The organism is Pseudomonas imrae, from assembly GCF_046352735.2.
GTDB classification, from domain to species: Bacteria; Pseudomonadota; Gammaproteobacteria; order Pseudomonadales; family Pseudomonadaceae; genus Aquipseudomonas; species Aquipseudomonas imrae.
The window spans coordinates 2,534,800-2,550,519 of record NZ_CP110853.2 but is presented as its reverse complement, the minus strand read 5'-3'; the positions used below and the strand labels follow the sequence as shown (position 1 = coordinate 2,550,519).

Here is a 15,720-nt window from a genome sequence, read left to right as displayed (position 1 = left end):
CTCCTTATTCGGGAATTACCGCAATCACGTCGATTTCCATCAGCCACTGCGGCTGACCGAGCGCGCTGACCACCAGCCCGGTGGAAATCGGAAACACACCCTTGAGCCATTTACCCACCTCCTGGTACACCGGCTCGCGGTAGCGCGGGTCGATCAGGTACGTGGTGGTCTTGACGATGTGGCTCAAGTCGCTGCCGGCCTCCTCCAGCAATTGCTTGACGTTGCGCATCGCCTGTTCGGCCTGGGCGCGCGGGTCGCCAAGGCCCACCAACTGGCCGTTGAAATCTGTGCCGACCTGGCCACGTACATAGACGGTGTTGCCAGCGCGCACGGCCTGGCACAGATCGTTGTCCAGCGCCTGGTTGGGGTAGGTTTGCTTGGTGTTGAACATGCGGATGCGTGTATGAGTAGGCATCAACGGACTCCCATCAGGTTGTGGTTCTTGGCCGGTTGCGCTTGGCGGGTGTCGCGCTCGCATAACTGCTCGCCGGCGTCCTGGTAGGCCAGATAGGTACGCTGCTTGGCGATGTGATCGCCAATGTGCCTGGCGTCATGCCAGACGCCCCAGATAAACGCCGAACCGCGCCGTGACAGCCATGGCAGGCCAACGAAGTACACCCCCGGTTCGCTGGATACACCGCGCTGGTGCCGCGGTTTGCCGTTGGCATCGAGGGCGTCGACTTTCAGCCAGCTGTAATCCACCGAATAACCAGTGGCCCAGATGATGGTGGCTACGCCGGCCTTGAGCAGGTCCAGTTCAAGGAGCGGTTGCGTCAGGCATTGTGGGTCGGGCAGCAACTCGCGCGCTGCGGGTTCGAGGGGCAGATCCAGGCCATTGCGGGCGACATAGGCATCGGCCGCGTCCAGCAGCGCCAGGTAGTTTTCGTCGCCGCGAGCAATGTTCTCGGCCAGGTTGGACTCGAATGTCACCACGCCACCGTTGAACGCCTTGGTCAGGCCCACCAGCGTGACGCCTTCATGGGCCAGCCGCCGGAAATCCACGGTATGCCCGCCCCGCGCACCGCTTACGGCAATGGTCACGTGCTCCTTGCCCGGCTGGACCGCTTCGGCATCCCATTCGCCGAGCACCCCCAGCCACCAGCAGAAGTCACGTTTGCGATAGGCCCGTGGCGGACGGTCATGGGCGCCCACAGAGAGATACACCTGCTTGCCGGCGCGCTGCAGTTCATCGGCGATCTGTACCCCTGAGGACCCTGCTCCCACCACCAGCACCGCGCCCTCGGGCAACTGTTGCGGGTTGCGATATTGAGCGGAGTGCATCTGGGTAATGCCCGGCAGATCCGGTGCGATCGGCGGAATCACCGGCCGCTGAAACGGCCCGGTGGCAACTACCACATGCAAGGCCTCGATCAGGCCTTCGCTGGTTGCTACGGTGAAGCCCGGACGACCGCTGTTACGCTGTACATTCTTGACCTCCACGCCAACGCGGATCGGCGCATTGAATTTGCTGGCATAGGCCTCGAAATAATCCGCCACCTGATCCTTCGTTGCGAAGGCATCGGGTGCCAGCCCCTCGAACTCCAGCCCCGGGAAACGGTCATGCCAGGCCGGACCGTTAGCTACCAGGGAATCCCAACGCGCCGTACGCCAGGCTTCGGCAATGCGGTTGCGCTCCAGCACCAGATGCGGCACCCCTTGCCTGCTCAAATGCTCACTCATGGCCACGCCGGCCTGGCCGGCACCTATAACTAGCGTGTCTATCTGTACTGTTTCAACGGGCATGTCTGTGCACTTCCGACAGTGGGTTCAATTCAGGCCGGCATGGCGCCGCCTCGGGTTGTGGTGTTTTTGTTGTTCTGCGGTTGCGGCTATCGAACGGCGGTGTCGAGGCGATTGTGTTGGCAGGCGGGAATTTGCGAAACGAGGGTTTTTATCGTTGCGGGGAAGGAAAAAACTGCATGCGCCTGAGCGGCGCGTGTCAGTGGGCCAAGACGAGAGGCGTGGTACTGCAAGACATGTGTTTGTAACTACTGAGCCGCGGCTGCCTGAAGCGTGTGGGCAAGCTCAATAAAACTGTCGGCGTGCCAGTCCCATTGCTGGGCATCTGCCGCGTCCGGCGCAGGCGCTGCGCCATACTCCAGCGGACGATCGACATACGCAGTCATCAAGCCGCATGCCCTGGCCGCCGCGAGATCCCGGTGGTGACACGCCACCAGGCACAGTTGCTCAGGCGCCAGGCCCAGGGCCTTGACCGTGGTCAGGTAGGCGACAGGGTCCGGTTTATAGGTTTGCGCGAACTCCGCCCCCAAAAGCGCATCCCATTGCAAACCGTTATAGCGGTTCATCGCGATCATCAACTGCACATTGGCGTTCGACAACGTCACGACGGGAAAGCGGCGGCGCAACCGGGCCAGACCTTCAACCACATCCGGCCAGGGGTCCAGGCGGCGCCAAGCATGGGCAACGTGCCACAACTCGCCAGGGTCAATCCGGCTGATATCCGCACCATAGGCTGTCAGCACCTTCTGCAGAGTCTCGTGATGCAACGTATCGAGGACCACGAAACCACGCTGGCCGCTGATGCATTCGCCCATGGCTTGTGGGTACAACTCGCGCCATTGCAATGCAAACATCGCTGGGTCCACCGATGGCAAATAGGTGGACAGAAAGGTGCGGGTTTCACGGGCAATACTCGAATGCCAGTCAACCACGGTACCGAAGACGTCGAATGCCAAGGCCTTGGGGAGGGTCATTGGGTGATTCCTCAGGTTATTGGTGACGTTGTGCCCGTCACGGGATCACGCTGATCACAACTTTACCTTTTGCCCTGCCCTTATCGACATACGCCAGAGCCTCTGCCGCGGACTCCAGAGCAAACGTGCGATCAACCACAGGCTTGATCACGCCGGACTCGATAAGGGCGGTGATCTCGTGCAATTGGCTGCCGCTGGCCCGCATGAAAACAAAACTGTAGTTGATTGCGTGCTTGCGCGCCTTGCTGCGGATGCCATGGCTCAACAGGCCCATGGCCTGCCTCAGCACCCAGGACAGCCCCTGCTCCCGGGCAAACTGCGGGGTCGGGGGTCCGGAGATGGAAATCAGCTGCCCGCCAGGCTTGAGGACTTTGAGAGATTTGGCCAGTACGTCCGAGCCCAGGCTGTTCAACACGACATCGTAATCGTGCAGCAGCGTTTCGAAGTGCTGCTGTGTGTAGTCGATCACCAGATCAGCACCCAACGCCTTGACCCACTCGACATTGCGGGTGCTGGTGGTGGTGGCCACGAAAGCGCCCAAGTGCTTGGCGAGCTGGATAGCGATTGTTCCAACACCGCCGGAGCCCGCATGAATCAGTACCTTCTGGCCTTTTTCCAGCTTGGCGGTCTGTACCAACACCTGCCAGGCGGTCAGGCTGACCAGAGGAAGCGAAGCAGCCTGCACCATATCGACATTCACCGGTTTGAGCGCGAGAGCGTCTTCCTTCGCGCACGCCAATTCGGCGAAGGTGCCGATACGGGTTTCGTGTACCCGCCCATAGACCTCATCACCGGCCTTGAAACGCCGAACCCCGGCGCCCACCCGTACGACCACGCCAGCCAGGTCGTTGCCCAGCACCAAGGGAAAGGTATAAGGCAGGATCAGCTTGAACTCGCCGCTTCTGATCTTGGAGTCCAACACGTTGATACTGGCGGCGTATACCTGGATCAATACCTCGTCGTCACCGACTTCTGGTGGCGGTAAGTGGCCAATGCGGCCAGTGTCCTTATAACGCTCGATGAAAAATGCCTTCATGGTTTGGCTCATTCAATGGTGGTTTGCCGAGGCAGGATGCAGTACCCATTAGCGACACTACTGTCGTTGATTGTTCTCGACGCGCTGATCGCGGGAGTACACGACTATGATGATAGTCGTAATCTTAATCGTCAATATTTTTGATTACGATTGACATCTATATATTGAGAGCATAACCGTTGCTGCATTGTCAGGCAGCAAAATGAGAGCTGTTTTCTGAGGGGATGGTTTTTTTGTCTGGCTTGAGAACCGCCCCTCACCCTAGCCCCTCTTGGGAGAGGGTTAGGTGTACATCGGTATCTCATCCTATTGCGACGTAAAAACCCGCAAAATCGCCGGGCCGCCGGCCGCTGCCTTACAACGGCGCCGGCTGCACGTCCTTGAACGTCAGCCCTTGGCTGCCCGTTACCTGCCAGGGGCTGGCATCGCCGGCCTCGCTGAACACCACGTCGTCAAAATGCGAATCCTTGAGGCCATCCAAGCGCGCCTTGGCCGGTCCCTTGAAGCGTACCCGCTCGAAAACCAACCCCTGGTGGTAAGCGTTTGCGCGGCTGTCACCCTTGACCTCAATGGCCGCGCCCTGGGCATTTTCGACGCTGACATCGCTCACCCGGATGTCCTTGAATTGCCCAGGTACGGTGGACCGCTTGTAGTCGAGCTTGGCGTTCGGGTCGTTGTAGTCGAGGGTGAAGATGAAGGCCTGTTTGACGGTGTTGCGGATCGCCGAATCACGAAAGGTCACATTCCGTGCACCACCGTCCATGAAGTTGGTGCTCTTCATGCGCAGGCCCGCATCGGTGCCATCGGAGACGTTGTCTTCGGCAAGGATGTTCTGGATCCAGGCCCCGGTGTGGCTGCCGGCGACCACCATGCCGTGACCCTTGCGAAAGTAGTTGTTGAAGATCCAGGCGTCTTCCTGGGGTTTCTGACGCACCGCATCTGCACCGGTGCCTGCGGCAAAATTAACGCAGTCGTCCCCGGTGTCGAAGAAGTTATTGAACACCAGCGCTCCCTTGCTGTTGGCAAACTCGATGCCGTCACCGTTATTGGCGTCGTAAGTCTTGTGGCTGGTGTTGGCCATGACCACGTTTTCGGTCTCCAGGTTCATGATCCCGTGGAACGCCGGGTTCAGCACGGTGAAGCCGCCATAGAACACGTTTTTCACATCGCGCAGGGTAATCAGTGACGAACGCATCTGCCCGTAGGCATCCTTGACGTTCATGCCGCGCGCCACCGCTTGCTCAACCTGGGCCCTGGCCAGAATGCCGTCCTGCAGATAACGGGTGTTATCGCTGGGCAGATAGAACGGCAGCGCCTGCCCACGCTCGTCGGTCACATCGGCCTGACGCTTCCAGCCATTACCGTCGATCACGCCCTTGCCGACGATGCGGATGTTCTCGAACCGCTGGTGTTTGCGCGGATCGCGCGGCAAGGCATTGATCAGTGAGGCCGGGCGCACGGTGCTGGAATACGGGTATTGAATGTAGCCCGCCAGCGGATAGTCTTCGGCACGCTCGGAACCCAGCAGCGTCGCACCTTCGGCGATTTCCAGGGTCATGTTGCTTTTGAGGTACAGCGCGCCGCTTTTATAGATGCCCTGGGGCAACAGCACTTTGCAGCCCGGCGTGCAGGCGTCGATGGTGCTCTGGATGGCCTGGGTATCCAGGCTGCTGCCGTCGCCCTTGGCACCGTATTGCTTGACGTCGAACACCGCAGCAGCAGGCGTGGTGCGCTGCACCAGCGCAGCGCTGTCGGCAGACTCGCGACCATCGGCGCCTACCGAACGCACGGTGAAGCGGTACTGGGTATCCGGCTTCAGCCCTTGAGCGGTATAGCTGTGGATCCCGATGCGGTAATGGAAGTTGGCGGTGTCTTGCTCGTAGAAACGGTCGATGTACGGTTTGGCCGGCGACACTTGATCGCTGTTGGCATTGGCGCTGCCCAGCAGTGTGCCGTTGGCGTAGACCCGGTAATCGGTAATTGCGCGATGATCCGCAGGTTTTTCCCAGACCAGGATGATCTCCTGATCGTCAAACGCCAGCGTCGGCACTTGCAGTTGCGTCGGAGGTTGCAGCGCCCAGGCCGGCAGGCTGACGCCCAGTGCCAGTACTGAAGCCAGGCGCAGGCACACAGCAGTCGTTGAATAAGGCATTTTTGTTTTCCTTGTTTTTGCCTGAAATCGTACCGGGGGGCTACGCCTGCAACCCGGTTTCCTCGAGGTATTGGCTGCGGTTGACGAAGGTTTCGCGGGGCATTTGCCGTACATCCATGGATACCGCCTCGACCTCGGGCAGCAACTGCACCAGCGCGGCGACGGTAGCGCTGGCAAGGCTGCGCTGTTGCTCGGCGCTGCGCCCGGCGAACAGATAGAGCGCGACGTGGATAAAGTCATCCTGAGTCGCACCGCAACGGTAATGCTCGAAACCCTGCAAGCGCACCTTGATATCCCCCGGTTTGAACAGGCCAAACCCGTCAAGGGTATCGTGTACGGCGGCCAGCAGTGCCTGCTCGCCAACGCGGTTCGCCAGGGGTGCGGAACAATCGATAATGCAATGGGGCATGTTTGATTCCCTCTTCGGCAAATCAGCAAGTGGTGGTGTTGGCGGGGGGCTTGCCGTATCGCCAACACACCACAGCAGGTTGTCCATCCTTGTGTTTCAGCTGACCCTTTCGCGTTGCGACTCGCGACTGAAGTCTCGGCTGGCCTGTACCAGCATCTGCGTGTAGGCATGGCTAGCGCAGTCCTGGCTGAGTGCCTGGCTGTCGAGCAGCTCAACGATCTTGCCCTGCTGCATCACCGCCACCCGGTCGCACAGGTGTGTCACCACGCCGAGGTCGTGGGTCACCATCAGGTACGTCAGCTTTTCGCGTTGGCGCAGGTCAGCCAGCAGGTTGAGGATTTCGGCCTGTACCGAGACGTCCAGGGCCGAGGTCGGCTCATCGAGCAGCAACACCCGTGGTTCAAGAATCAACGCCCGGGCAATCGCAACCCGCTGGCGCTGCCCTCCCGACAGCTGATGCGGATAGCGAAAGCGGAAACTGTCGTTCAAGCCGACCTTGAGCAGGATCTCGTTGATCCGATCATCCTTGTCCTCTACGGCGTGGATAACCAGCGGTTCGCGCAGGGCGGTGTCGACGGTGTGGCGTGGATGCAGCGAGCCGTACGGGTCCTGGAAAACCATTTGTACCTGGCGAAAATGCGCCTTGGAGAGCTTGTGTTGCAGAGGCGCGCCGGCAATGCTCAGCTCGCCGTGCCAGTGTCGATATTGACCGGCCAGGCAGCGCAGCACAGTAGTCTTGCCCGAACCGGACTCCCCCACCAGGCCAAAGGACTCGCCGTCGGCCACGCTGAGACTGACATCGTGCAGCACCTGGTTGGCCGTGGGGCCAGTGCCGAAACTCAGGTTAAGTGCATGGGCTTGGATCATGGGCATGGTCAATTCCTCAGCAGGTCAGCCACAACGGATCGCGCTGCAGCACCGGCAGCCGTTCGCGACGGTTATCCATGCTTGGCAACGCGGCCAGCAGGCCACGGGTATAGGGATGTTCGGCGTACTGCAAGTCACAGGCAGCCAGGGACTCGACCACACGCCCGGCATACATCACCAACACGCGATCGCAGTAGTTGCGCACCAGGTTGAGGTCGTGACTGACGAAAATCAGCCCCAGTTCCTGTTGCTCGACCAGCTCCTCCAGCACGCTCAACACCTGTTGGCGCACCGAGACGTCGAGAGCCGAAGTCGGCTCGTCGGCGATGATCACTTCGGGTTTGGTGATTACCATCATCGCGATCATGATGCGCTGCCCCATCCCGCCGGAAACTTCGTGGGGGTACAGGTTATAGACCCGCCGCGGGTCGCGGATGTGCACCTTTTCCAGCATTTGCATGACACGCTCGCGGGCCTCGCTGCGGCTGGCCTTGTGATGCGCCAGGTAGGCCTCGGCGATCTGGTCGCCGACCTTGACCACCGGGTTGAGCGAGTACTTGGGGTCTTGCATGATCATCGAGATACGCTGGCCACGAATCTTCTGCATGGCTTTTTCACTGGCCGACAGCAGATCGACTTCACCGAACTGCATGGCCCTGGCGCTGACTTTCGCGCTGGCCGGATGCAGCTTGAGCAAGCTGCGCCCCACCGTCGACTTGCCCGACCCGGACTCGCCGACAATCGCCAGCTTTTCACGGCCCAGGGTGAACGACACGTCACGCACCGCATGGGTTTCTTTCTGGCCGCTGACGAAGCGCACATCGAGCCCTTCGACCTTCAATTTAATGACAGACATGGAGCCTCCGGTTACTCGCTACGCGGATCGAGAATGTCCCGCAGGCCGTCGCCCAACAGGTTGAATGCCAGGCTGACCAACATGATCGCGGCCCCCGGAACGGCTACCAGCCACCAACACTCGAGCATGTAGCGTCGCCCCGTGGAAATCATCGCGCCCCACTCCGGCAGCGGTGCCTGGGCACCCAGGCCAAGAAAGCCCAGGGCAGCGGCGGTAAGGATGATGCCGGCCATATTCATGGTCAGGCGGATGATCACCGACGACAGGCACATGGGCACAATGTGCCGCAGGATGATGCGCGACGACGATGCGCCCTGCAGCTCTACTGCGACCACAAAGTCCGCTTTGCGCAAGGACAGGGTTTCCGCCCGTGCCAGGCGTGCAATCGGTGGCCAGGAGGTCAAGGCAATTGCGACCACCGCATGCTCCAGCCCAGGACCGAGGGCAGCGATGAAGGCCAGCGCCAGCACCAGGCTGGGAAACGAAATGAAGATGTCGGTCAGGCGCATGAACACCGTGTCGACGATGCCGCCGTAGTAGCCGGACACCGTGCCGATAAACAGGCCGATAGGGCCGACGATCACCGTTACCAGCGCAATGATGTAGAGAGTGATGCGCGAGCCGTAAACCAGACGGCTGAAAATATCCCGGCCATATTCGTCAGTGCCAAACCAATGGGCCGCACCCGGAGCCTGCAAGGCATTGGCGAGGTTCTGTGCCACCGGGTCGTGGGTAGCGATCCATGGCGCGAACGCCGCCACCACGATCAGCAGCGTCGCGACCAGCAGCCCGGCCAGGGTCATGGGGTTACGCAACAGATGGCGCAGCACACGCAGGCCGTTCTTGCACAAGGCATCGAAACTGGACCCGGGTGTGCGGTCAACCTGCCGCTTGGCGGTGGACTCGGTAGAAGACATGTTGGCAATCATTGGCATGTTCTCGGGTTGAAATGGAAATCACCCGGCGCTTGCTAGCGCCAGGTCGCAGTCAGCGTTGCTTGTGCACACCCAGGTAACGGGTGGCCAGCGCGTCATCGCCGTCAAAGCCCTTGACGTCCGCGGCGCTGACCACGGTGTCGGTCATCTGCGAGATCATCATGATCGGGCCGATCTGCTGGTCGTAGATCTTCTGCGCCTGGTGATACAGGTTCAGGCGCTGGGTGCTGTCACGCTCCTGCCCGGCCTTGTCGATCAAGGTGTTGAGTTGCGGGTTGAAGAACGAAGCGCGCCAGCCCTGGAAGTTCGGCAGGCCGGCGTCGTCGCTGTTATTGGGGTTATAGGCAAAGGTACGCAGGCTGAAATACGGGTGCGGATAACGCTCGGCGCCCCGGGCCACGATGATCTCGAAGTTGCGCGCACGCATTGCGCCGTACACCTGGTTGCCGGTGCCGGTGACGATAGAGGCTTTGATGCCGCCTTCGGCGAGGGTCGATTGCAGACGTGCCGCGATATCAATGAACGGTGGTTCGGACAGCGTTCGGATGGTAGTGGTGAAACCTTGTGGGTAACCCGCCTCGGCCAGGAGTTTTTTCGCCTTGGCCACATCCATGTGATAACCGGGATCAGGCAGGCGCGCCTGCAGGCCCAATTGCATCGGCTGTTGGTTGAGCGTGCCGTAATATGGCATCACTTGTTGGTCCAGTCCCTTGTAGTCAATCAGGTTGCGCACCGCCTCACGCACCAGGGGCTTGGCAAACTCAGGCTGCTTCATGCTCATGGCTACGTAATACATGGTGCCGCGCTGCAAGGACTGCACCTGCAGTTTGTCCGAGCCGTCGATGGCCCGTATATCCGGCGCCGCCATGCCGTAGGCCAGGTCCAGGTCGCCACGCTCGAGCATCAGACGCAGTGACTGCGATTCGGTCATGTGCCTTACCACCACACGCTTGAGCTTGGCCGCACCCGCCCAGTAGCCGTCAAATCGGGTCAGCAACAGCGAGTCGTTGGCACTCCATTTGGTCAGCACAAACGGGCCGCTGCCAGCTTCATTGGTCACCAGCCAGGCAGCGCCCAGGTCGCCGTTTTTCTCGTGGGCCAGAACCGTCTTGCGGTCCACCACCACCGCGCTTGGCGAAATCGCCAGGGAATCCACCAGCAGCAATGGGTCCATGACTTGCGGTAGATCGACGACCAGGGTGTGGGCATCGGTAGCGCGGATCAGCGCCTGGATATTGTCGACGCTGTAGCCGTAGGCCTTCCAGGTCGTGGCCAAGCCGTAGTTGAGTTTCATCACGCGATACAGCGACCAGGCGACATCCTCGGCGGTCAGCGGATTGCCGGAGTGGAACTTCACGTCCTGGCGCAAATGAAAGGTCACCTGCTTGCCGTCTTCGCTGATTGCCCAGCGTTCGGCCAACTGTGGCAAGTGCTTTTCCGGGTTGTTGTTGTCGCGCTTGATCAAGGTGTCGTAGAGATTGGCGTTGACGCCCGAGGCATCCAGGCCCGGGGCGTTGGCCGGATCGATGGAAAACAGGTTGACCATGCTCATGCCGACGATCAACTGATCGGCCGGGGTCTTGGCGTGCGCCGCTGTCACCGGGCCCAGCGCCAGGACGGCGGCCAGCAGACTCATGTGCAGTGTGGAGAAAGTGGGCTTCATTGAAAAATTCCTTCTTTTTATAGTTTTATCGTTGCGCCTGCCGACGAGGTTTAACGGGTGCGCGGATCCAACACCTTGTACAAGGCATCGCTGATCAAGTTGAGCGCGACAAAAATCAAGCCGATGACCAACACACACCCCATCACCGCGTTCATATCACCGAGCATCAGGCTGCTGGTCAGGTACTGGCCAAACCCGGGCCAGGCAAACACCGTCTCGATCAGCACTGCACCTTCGAGCAACGACCCGTAGGCCAGTGCCACCACGGTCAGCAATTGCACGAGGATGTTGCGAAAGGCATGCCCCCACACCACTTGCCGACGGGACAGCCCTTTGACGCGGGCGGTGATGATGTACTCCTGGGACAGTTGCTCCAGCATGAAGCTGCGGGTCATGCGGCTGATGTAGGCCACCGAGTTCAGGCCCAGGATCAGCGCTGGCAGTACGATATGCCGCAGGGCGCTGGCAAAGGCGTCCCAGTCCCGCGCCAACGTCGAGTCGATTAGCAGCAGACCGGTGACTTGCGGCACCATGCCGTCATACGCCAGGTCGATACGCCCCGCCCCGCCGGCCCAGCCGAGCCAGGCGTAGAACACCAGCAGGCCCATCATGCCCAGCCAGAAGATCGGCGTGGAGTAACCGAACAAGGTGATGACACGCGCCACGTGATCGCCCAATCGCCCTTGATTGCTGGCCGCGCAAACCCCCAGCGGCAAGCCGATCACGATCCCGAACAAAATCGCCAGCGTCGCCAGTTCAATGGTCGCCGGGAACACCCGCAGGATGTCATCGAGCACGGGGTGGCCGGTCAATAGCGCGTTGCCGAAATCGCCATGCAACAAGTCGTTGAGGTACAGACCGAACTGGGTCCAGATCGGTTTGTCCAGGCCCATGGCCTGGTAGACCTGATCATAAGTGGAACTGTCCGCGTCCGGCCCGACCACCGCCAATACGGGATCCAGCGGCATGACCCGGCCAATCACAAAAGTCAGCGCCAGCAGGCCGAGCAAGGTTACCAGTACGGTACTGGCGCGCCGCGCGGTGTTGGATACACGAGCCCCCAACACAGAGGCAGTCGAAACAAACATAGTGAGCTCCTGGTAAAACGGTCAGAGATGCACGTGTACAGCCCGGTCGGGTCAGCGCTTCTTGTAGACATCCTTGTAGCGGGTAGTCGCCGCCGTATGGCCCTGGAAGTCGGTTACATCGCCATAGACCAGCACCGTATCGGTCATCTGCGAAACCGGCAGGATCGCCCCCACCTGCTGGTCGAGTTGCGTCTGGATTTCGCGGTACTGGGCCAACTGTTTGCCGGCGTCGGGTTCGACTTCGGCGCGTTCGATCAACTGGTTCAACTCGGGGCTGTAGAACGAGGTTCGCCAACCCTGGAAGTTGCTCAGCTTGGCTTCGTCGCGATTGTCGGGGTTGTAGACCAGCGTGCGCAGGCTTGAATGCGGGTGACGTTCCGCCCCGCCGCCGCCCCGCCCGACGATGATGTCGAAGTTGCGCTCCCGCATCGCCCCGTAGATCTGGTTGCCGGTGCCGGTGACGATGCTCGCCTCGATTCCGGCCTGGGCCAGGGTCGATTGCAGGTTGGCGGCAATATTGATAAACGGCGGCTCAGCCAGCACGCGAATGTTGGTCTTGAAGCCACTCGGGTAACCGGCCTCGGCCAGGAGTTTTTTTGCCTGCGCGACGTCCAGGCGATAACCCGGATCGGGCAGGCGCGCGGCCAGGCCCAGCGGCAACGGGCGTTGATTGATCAGGCCGTAGTGCGGCATCACGGTTTGATTGATGCCTTGATAATCGATCAACGAACGCACTGCCTGGCGCACCCGGGCGTCAGCGAACATCGGTTGTTTTACGCTCAAGGCCACGTAGTACAGCGTGCCGCGTTGCAGCGTCTGGGTACGCACCTTGTCGTTGTTTTGCAGGGCCTGGATATCCGGCGCGGACATGCCCTTGGCGATATCCAGGTCGCCGCGCTCGATCATCAGGCGCAGCGACTGGGACTCGGTCATGTTGCGCATGACGATGCGCTTGAGCTTCGCCTGGCCGCCCCAATAACCGTCGAACCGGGTCATCAGGATCACATCGTTGGCGCGCCAGTCATTGAGCACAAACGCACCGCTGCCGGCTGCATGGGTGACCAGCCAGGCGGCGCCCATGTCGTTGTTTTTCTGGTGTTCGAGAACCTTTTTGCGATCGAGGATGAACGCGCTGGGCGAAGTCGCCAGGGTATTGAGCACCAGCAGCGGGTCGGTTGGGCGTGGCAACTCGATGACAAAGGTATTGGCGTCGGTGGCGCGCATGTAGCGCTCGACGTTATCGGCGCTGAAGCCATAGGCCTTCCACGTCGAAGCCAGCGCCAGATTGAGCTTGAGCACCCGCTGCAGCGACCAGGCGACATCTTCGGCACTCAATGGGTTGCCGGACTGGAACTGCACACCGGAGCGCAGATTGAAGGTCAGGGTCTTGCGGTCATCGCTGACCTGCCAGCGCTCGGCCAGGGCCGGCACCAGGCGATCCGGCTGTTTGACATCCTGCACCAGCAGCATGTCATAGAGATTGGCGTTGACCTCCGACACATCCAGGCCCGTGGCGGCCGCCGGGTCCAGGGACAACAGGTTGATCATGCTCATGCCGACGATCAGTTGGTCGGCCGGGGTTTTGGCATAGGCAACCGGCACGATGCCCACTGCCAATGTAGCCGCAAAAACCCGCGCACAAAGCGAAGGAAGAATATTCATAGCGAGAGTGCCTTTCTTATATTTATAGGGCTCTCGGATAACCCGGCATGCACCGGGTCGCCCGCGCACAAATCAAAAACTGTTGAGGGTGTGAGTCTCGATAAAGTCGAAATCGATATCTTCGCCCAGGCCCGGCTGGTCGGACAGGTGAACAAAACCGTCCTTGTCCATCGGGTCCACCAGGCGCTTGAGGTATGCCGGTACCTCGTCGTAATCCAGGTAGGGATGCAGCAATCCGCGTTCGTACCAGGTGCAGTTCTTGATCGCACCGACCACCGCCAGATTGGCTGCGCCGTTGCCATGGATTTCGCAATCCATGCCAAACGCCTCAGCCATGTGCGCGACTTTCAGGCACGGCGCAATCCCGCCGACCCCGGCCACGCCGGCGCGCAGAATATCGCAGACGTCGTTCTTCACCCAGCTGGCGCGACTCAGGTGTTTGCCGGCCAGGGTTTCCGGGCCCAGCACCGGGATATCCAACTGGTTCGCCAGCCACCCATAAGACTCGGCGGACTCTTCCATCATCGGCTCCTCGAACCAGGCGAAGTCCAGTTTCTCCAGTTCGCGACCGATATACAGCGCGTCGGTACGGCTGTACCAGTGGTAACCGTCGAGCATCAGTGCGATGTCCGGGCCAACGGCCTCACGCACGGCGGCACAGGCCTTGACGTCAATGCGCGGGCTCGGCGCGAAAGACACCGGCGGCATCCACGTGTGCAGCTTGATGGCCTTGTAGCCGCGCTCAACCAGAGTCTGGGCAAAGCGCCCGTAGTCTTCAGGAGTGGCCAGGCCGCCCGGCAGTTCGTCACCGCACATCGTCGAACCGTAGGCCGGGACCTTGTCGCGAAAACCGCCGATCAACTTGTGTACCGGCACGCCCAGCTTGCGCCCGGCCCAATCCCACAATGCTTGCTCGACCAGCGCCAGGGCGCGGTCGGTCAGTTGGCTGGCGCTGCCGCGCTGCCAATGTGCCAGGTCCTGCCAGATTTTTTCGCGGTCATGGGCGTTCTGCCCCACCAGCACCTTGCGCACAAAACCATCGAGCACATAAGGACGAATCAATTCCGGGGCGCCGAATGCGAAGCCTTCAGTGCCATCTTCGGTCTGGATCCGCAGCAAAGCCATCTTGGCCTGGGTGACATCACCAGGGTGCGCGTGGCCAGCGCTGTCCACCGCGCGGCGGGTCGGATAAGAAAAAACCTGGACGTTGACTGCTGTGATTCTCATGGATGTCTTTAGCCTTTTTATTGGATTTGTGACGATAGCGTCGGCTGCTGAGAATGATCATAAGTCATCGTACAACATTTTAAAAGACACTCGTGAAAACCTTGAATCTCTCAATAAATCCCAGAATTCCTAGATAATACGGCCCTGAAAGAGATAACGAACAAATAACCTATCCGTACGCAGACAAGCATTCAGCGGCGATATATATGTCTAATTGTTTCAAATGTACCCAAGCACCGTAGACATGTTGTCTTGTTGTACGATAACGTATTTCTAGCGCTCTAATGAGAAACAACCTCAACAAAAAGCGCCGCCGCACTGTTCGACACTCCCAACAAAAACAATAAAAGAAGACACCATGAACAACACCCTACGTACGCTCATTACCGTCGCGGTCATCGGCCTGCCCTTTTGTGCCAGCGCCGATTCCGCCAGCATCAACTACCGCCACCAGTTCACCGAAAGCGACAGCATCCACGCCGACCGGGTCAAGCTGAGCTATCGCATGGACAATGGGCTGGGGTTCGAGGGAGAGCTCAAATACCGCACCGCCGGTGATCGGGAGGATGTCGCCTACGACAACATCATCAACAACGGTCACGAGCTCACCGTCAGTTACAACTACAAGCTCAGCCCCCGATCGACGCTGACCCCGGCGTTCCAGATGGACAGCTCGAAGGACTCGACCAGCTACAAGTTCGGTCTCAAGTATCACTACAAGATCAACGACGCGTTCTACGTGGCCACCCGCTACCGAATGGATGCGAAGAAGCTGGATCGCGACCAGATCAACGAAGACCTGCCCGATCGCGCCAAGGACAACCAGAACACCCATCGTGTCGAAGGCTGGCTCGGCTACACGCCGGCCAGCAAGTGGGCGTATGAGTATCAGTACATCTATTTCAAGACGGACTACATTCGCTACGACAACGAGAAGAGCGATTACGAACAGAACCTGAGCGTCAAATACAAGCTGACGAAACAATGGGTGCCGTTCATGGAAGTCGGCGATATCAAAGTCAACTCCACCACCGACGACCGCCAGGCCCGCTGGCGTCTTGGGGTCCAGTACAACTTCATGTAGGCCAGCCCCAGGCCTGGCGATCGCGCA

At 60.0% G+C, this 15,720-nt stretch carries 14 protein-coding genes; 1 reads left to right on the top strand and 13 read right to left on the bottom strand.

Annotated elements, in window-relative coordinates:
* Positions 1-4: 4 nt before the first annotated feature.
* The 13 genes from OQ460_RS11415 to OQ460_RS11355 all read right to left on the bottom strand — a co-directional run bounded on the left by OQ460_RS11415 (position 5) and on the right by OQ460_RS11355 (position 14,609).
* A complete protein-coding gene (locus OQ460_RS11415) occupies positions 5-415 on the bottom strand; it encodes a RidA family protein (RefSeq protein ID WP_410017602.1) in 411 nt (136 codons plus the stop codon).
* Positions 415-1,743, bottom strand: a complete 1,329-nt coding sequence (locus OQ460_RS11410) for a flavin-containing monooxygenase (RefSeq protein WP_410021896.1) — start codon at positions 1,741-1,743, stop codon at positions 415-417. Before OQ460_RS11410 ends, OQ460_RS11415 begins: the two co-directional genes overlap by 1 nt.
* Before the next feature lie 245 nt (positions 1,744-1,988).
* Positions 1,989-2,714 carry a haloacid dehalogenase type II gene (locus OQ460_RS11405; protein ID WP_410021895.1) on the bottom strand — a complete coding sequence of 242 codons (726 nt, stop codon included), beginning with the start codon at positions 2,712-2,714 and terminating at the stop codon, positions 1,989-1,991.
* Between the two features lie 37 nt (positions 2,715-2,751).
* On the bottom strand, positions 2,752-3,750 hold the full coding sequence (locus OQ460_RS11400; RefSeq protein WP_410021894.1) for an NADP-dependent oxidoreductase: 999 nt from the start codon (positions 3,748-3,750) through the stop codon (positions 2,752-2,754).
* A gap of 355 nt (positions 3,751-4,105) precedes the next feature.
* Complete coding sequence (locus OQ460_RS11395) at positions 4,106-5,902, bottom strand: glycoside hydrolase family 28 protein (RefSeq protein ID WP_410021893.1); 1,797 nt, start codon at positions 5,900-5,902, stop codon at positions 4,106-4,108.
* A gap of 40 nt (positions 5,903-5,942) precedes the next feature.
* On the bottom strand, positions 5,943-6,311 hold the full coding sequence (locus tag OQ460_RS11390) for a 5-carboxymethyl-2-hydroxymuconate Delta-isomerase (RefSeq protein WP_410021892.1): 369 nt from the start codon (positions 6,309-6,311) through the stop codon (positions 5,943-5,945).
* A gap of 96 nt (positions 6,312-6,407) precedes the next feature.
* The gene (locus OQ460_RS11385; RefSeq protein ID WP_410021891.1) at positions 6,408-7,184 is read right to left on the bottom strand and encodes an ABC transporter ATP-binding protein; all 777 of its coding nucleotides are present in this window, start codon (positions 7,182-7,184) and stop codon (positions 6,408-6,410) included.
* A gap of 10 nt (positions 7,185-7,194) precedes the next feature.
* Positions 7,195-8,034 (bottom strand): ABC transporter ATP-binding protein, encoded by an 840-nt coding sequence (locus OQ460_RS11380; protein WP_410021890.1) that lies wholly within the window; start codon positions 8,032-8,034, stop codon positions 7,195-7,197.
* Between the two features lie 11 nt (positions 8,035-8,045).
* Entirely contained in the window at positions 8,046-8,963 is a 918-nt protein-coding gene (locus tag OQ460_RS11375; RefSeq protein WP_410021889.1) for an ABC transporter permease, read from the bottom strand.
* Positions 8,964-9,021: 58 nt separating this feature from the next.
* Positions 9,022-10,632 carry an ABC transporter substrate-binding protein gene (locus OQ460_RS11370; RefSeq protein WP_410021888.1) on the bottom strand — a complete coding sequence of 537 codons (1,611 nt, stop codon included), beginning with the start codon at positions 10,630-10,632 and terminating at the stop codon, positions 9,022-9,024.
* A 50-nt stretch (positions 10,633-10,682) separates the two neighbouring features.
* Complete coding sequence (locus tag OQ460_RS11365; RefSeq protein WP_410021887.1) at positions 10,683-11,720, bottom strand: ABC transporter permease; 1,038 nt, start codon at positions 11,718-11,720, stop codon at positions 10,683-10,685.
* A gap of 51 nt (positions 11,721-11,771) precedes the next feature.
* Positions 11,772-13,382, bottom strand: coding sequence for an ABC transporter substrate-binding protein (locus OQ460_RS11360; protein WP_410021886.1), 1,611 nt, complete (start codon positions 13,380-13,382; stop codon positions 11,772-11,774).
* A 72-nt stretch (positions 13,383-13,454) separates the two neighbouring features.
* On the bottom strand, positions 13,455-14,609 hold the full coding sequence (locus tag OQ460_RS11355; protein ID WP_410021885.1) for a mandelate racemase family protein: 1,155 nt from the start codon (positions 14,607-14,609) through the stop codon (positions 13,455-13,457).
* 358 nt (positions 14,610-14,967) lie between these two features.
* On the opposite strand from OQ460_RS11355, the gene OQ460_RS11350 reads away from it, so the two are divergent.
* On the top strand, positions 14,968-15,693 hold the full coding sequence (locus OQ460_RS11350; RefSeq protein WP_410021884.1) for an oligogalacturonate-specific porin KdgM family protein: 726 nt from the start codon (positions 14,968-14,970) through the stop codon (positions 15,691-15,693).
* Positions 15,694-15,720 lie beyond the last annotated feature (27 nt).

What these genes read in the sequence shown, in the direction of transcription:
- OQ460_RS11400 (WP_410021894.1), bottom strand. Translation starts at nt 3,750, where the DNA reads ATGAAGGCATTTTTCATCGAGCGTTATAAGGACACTGGCCGCATTGGC.
- OQ460_RS11355 (WP_410021885.1), bottom strand. Translation starts at nt 14,609, where the DNA reads ATGAGAATCACAGCAGTCAACGTCCAGGTTTTTTCTTATCCGACCCGC.
- OQ460_RS11360 (WP_410021886.1), bottom strand. Translation starts at nt 13,382, where the DNA reads ATGAATATTCTTCCTTCGCTTTGTGCGCGGGTTTTTGCGGCTACATTG.
- OQ460_RS11385 (WP_410021891.1), bottom strand. Translation starts at nt 7,184, where the DNA reads ATGCCCATGATCCAAGCCCATGCACTTAACCTGAGTTTCGGCACTGGC.
- OQ460_RS11370 (WP_410021888.1), bottom strand. Translation starts at nt 10,632, where the DNA reads ATGAAGCCCACTTTCTCCACACTGCACATGAGTCTGCTGGCCGCCGTC.
- OQ460_RS11375 (WP_410021889.1), bottom strand. Translation starts at nt 8,963, where the DNA reads ATGATTGCCAACATGTCTTCTACCGAGTCCACCGCCAAGCGGCAGGTT.
- OQ460_RS11380 (WP_410021890.1), bottom strand. Translation starts at nt 8,034, where the DNA reads ATGTCTGTCATTAAATTGAAGGTCGAAGGGCTCGATGTGCGCTTCGTC.
- OQ460_RS11390 (WP_410021892.1), bottom strand. Translation starts at nt 6,311, where the DNA reads ATGCCCCATTGCATTATCGATTGTTCCGCACCCCTGGCGAACCGCGTT.
- OQ460_RS11395 (WP_410021893.1), bottom strand. Translation starts at nt 5,902, where the DNA reads ATGCCTTATTCAACGACTGCTGTGTGCCTGCGCCTGGCTTCAGTACTG.
- OQ460_RS11415 (WP_410017602.1), bottom strand. Translation starts at nt 415, where the DNA reads ATGCCTACTCATACACGCATCCGCATGTTCAACACCAAGCAAACCTAC.
- OQ460_RS11365 (WP_410021887.1), bottom strand. Translation starts at nt 11,720, where the DNA reads ATGTTTGTTTCGACTGCCTCTGTGTTGGGGGCTCGTGTATCCAACACC.
- OQ460_RS11410 (WP_410021896.1), bottom strand. Translation starts at nt 1,743, where the DNA reads ATGCCCGTTGAAACAGTACAGATAGACACGCTAGTTATAGGTGCCGGC.
- OQ460_RS11405 (WP_410021895.1), bottom strand. Translation starts at nt 2,714, where the DNA reads ATGACCCTCCCCAAGGCCTTGGCATTCGACGTCTTCGGTACCGTGGTT.
- OQ460_RS11350 (WP_410021884.1), top strand. Translation starts at nt 14,968, where the DNA reads ATGAACAACACCCTACGTACGCTCATTACCGTCGCGGTCATCGGCCTG.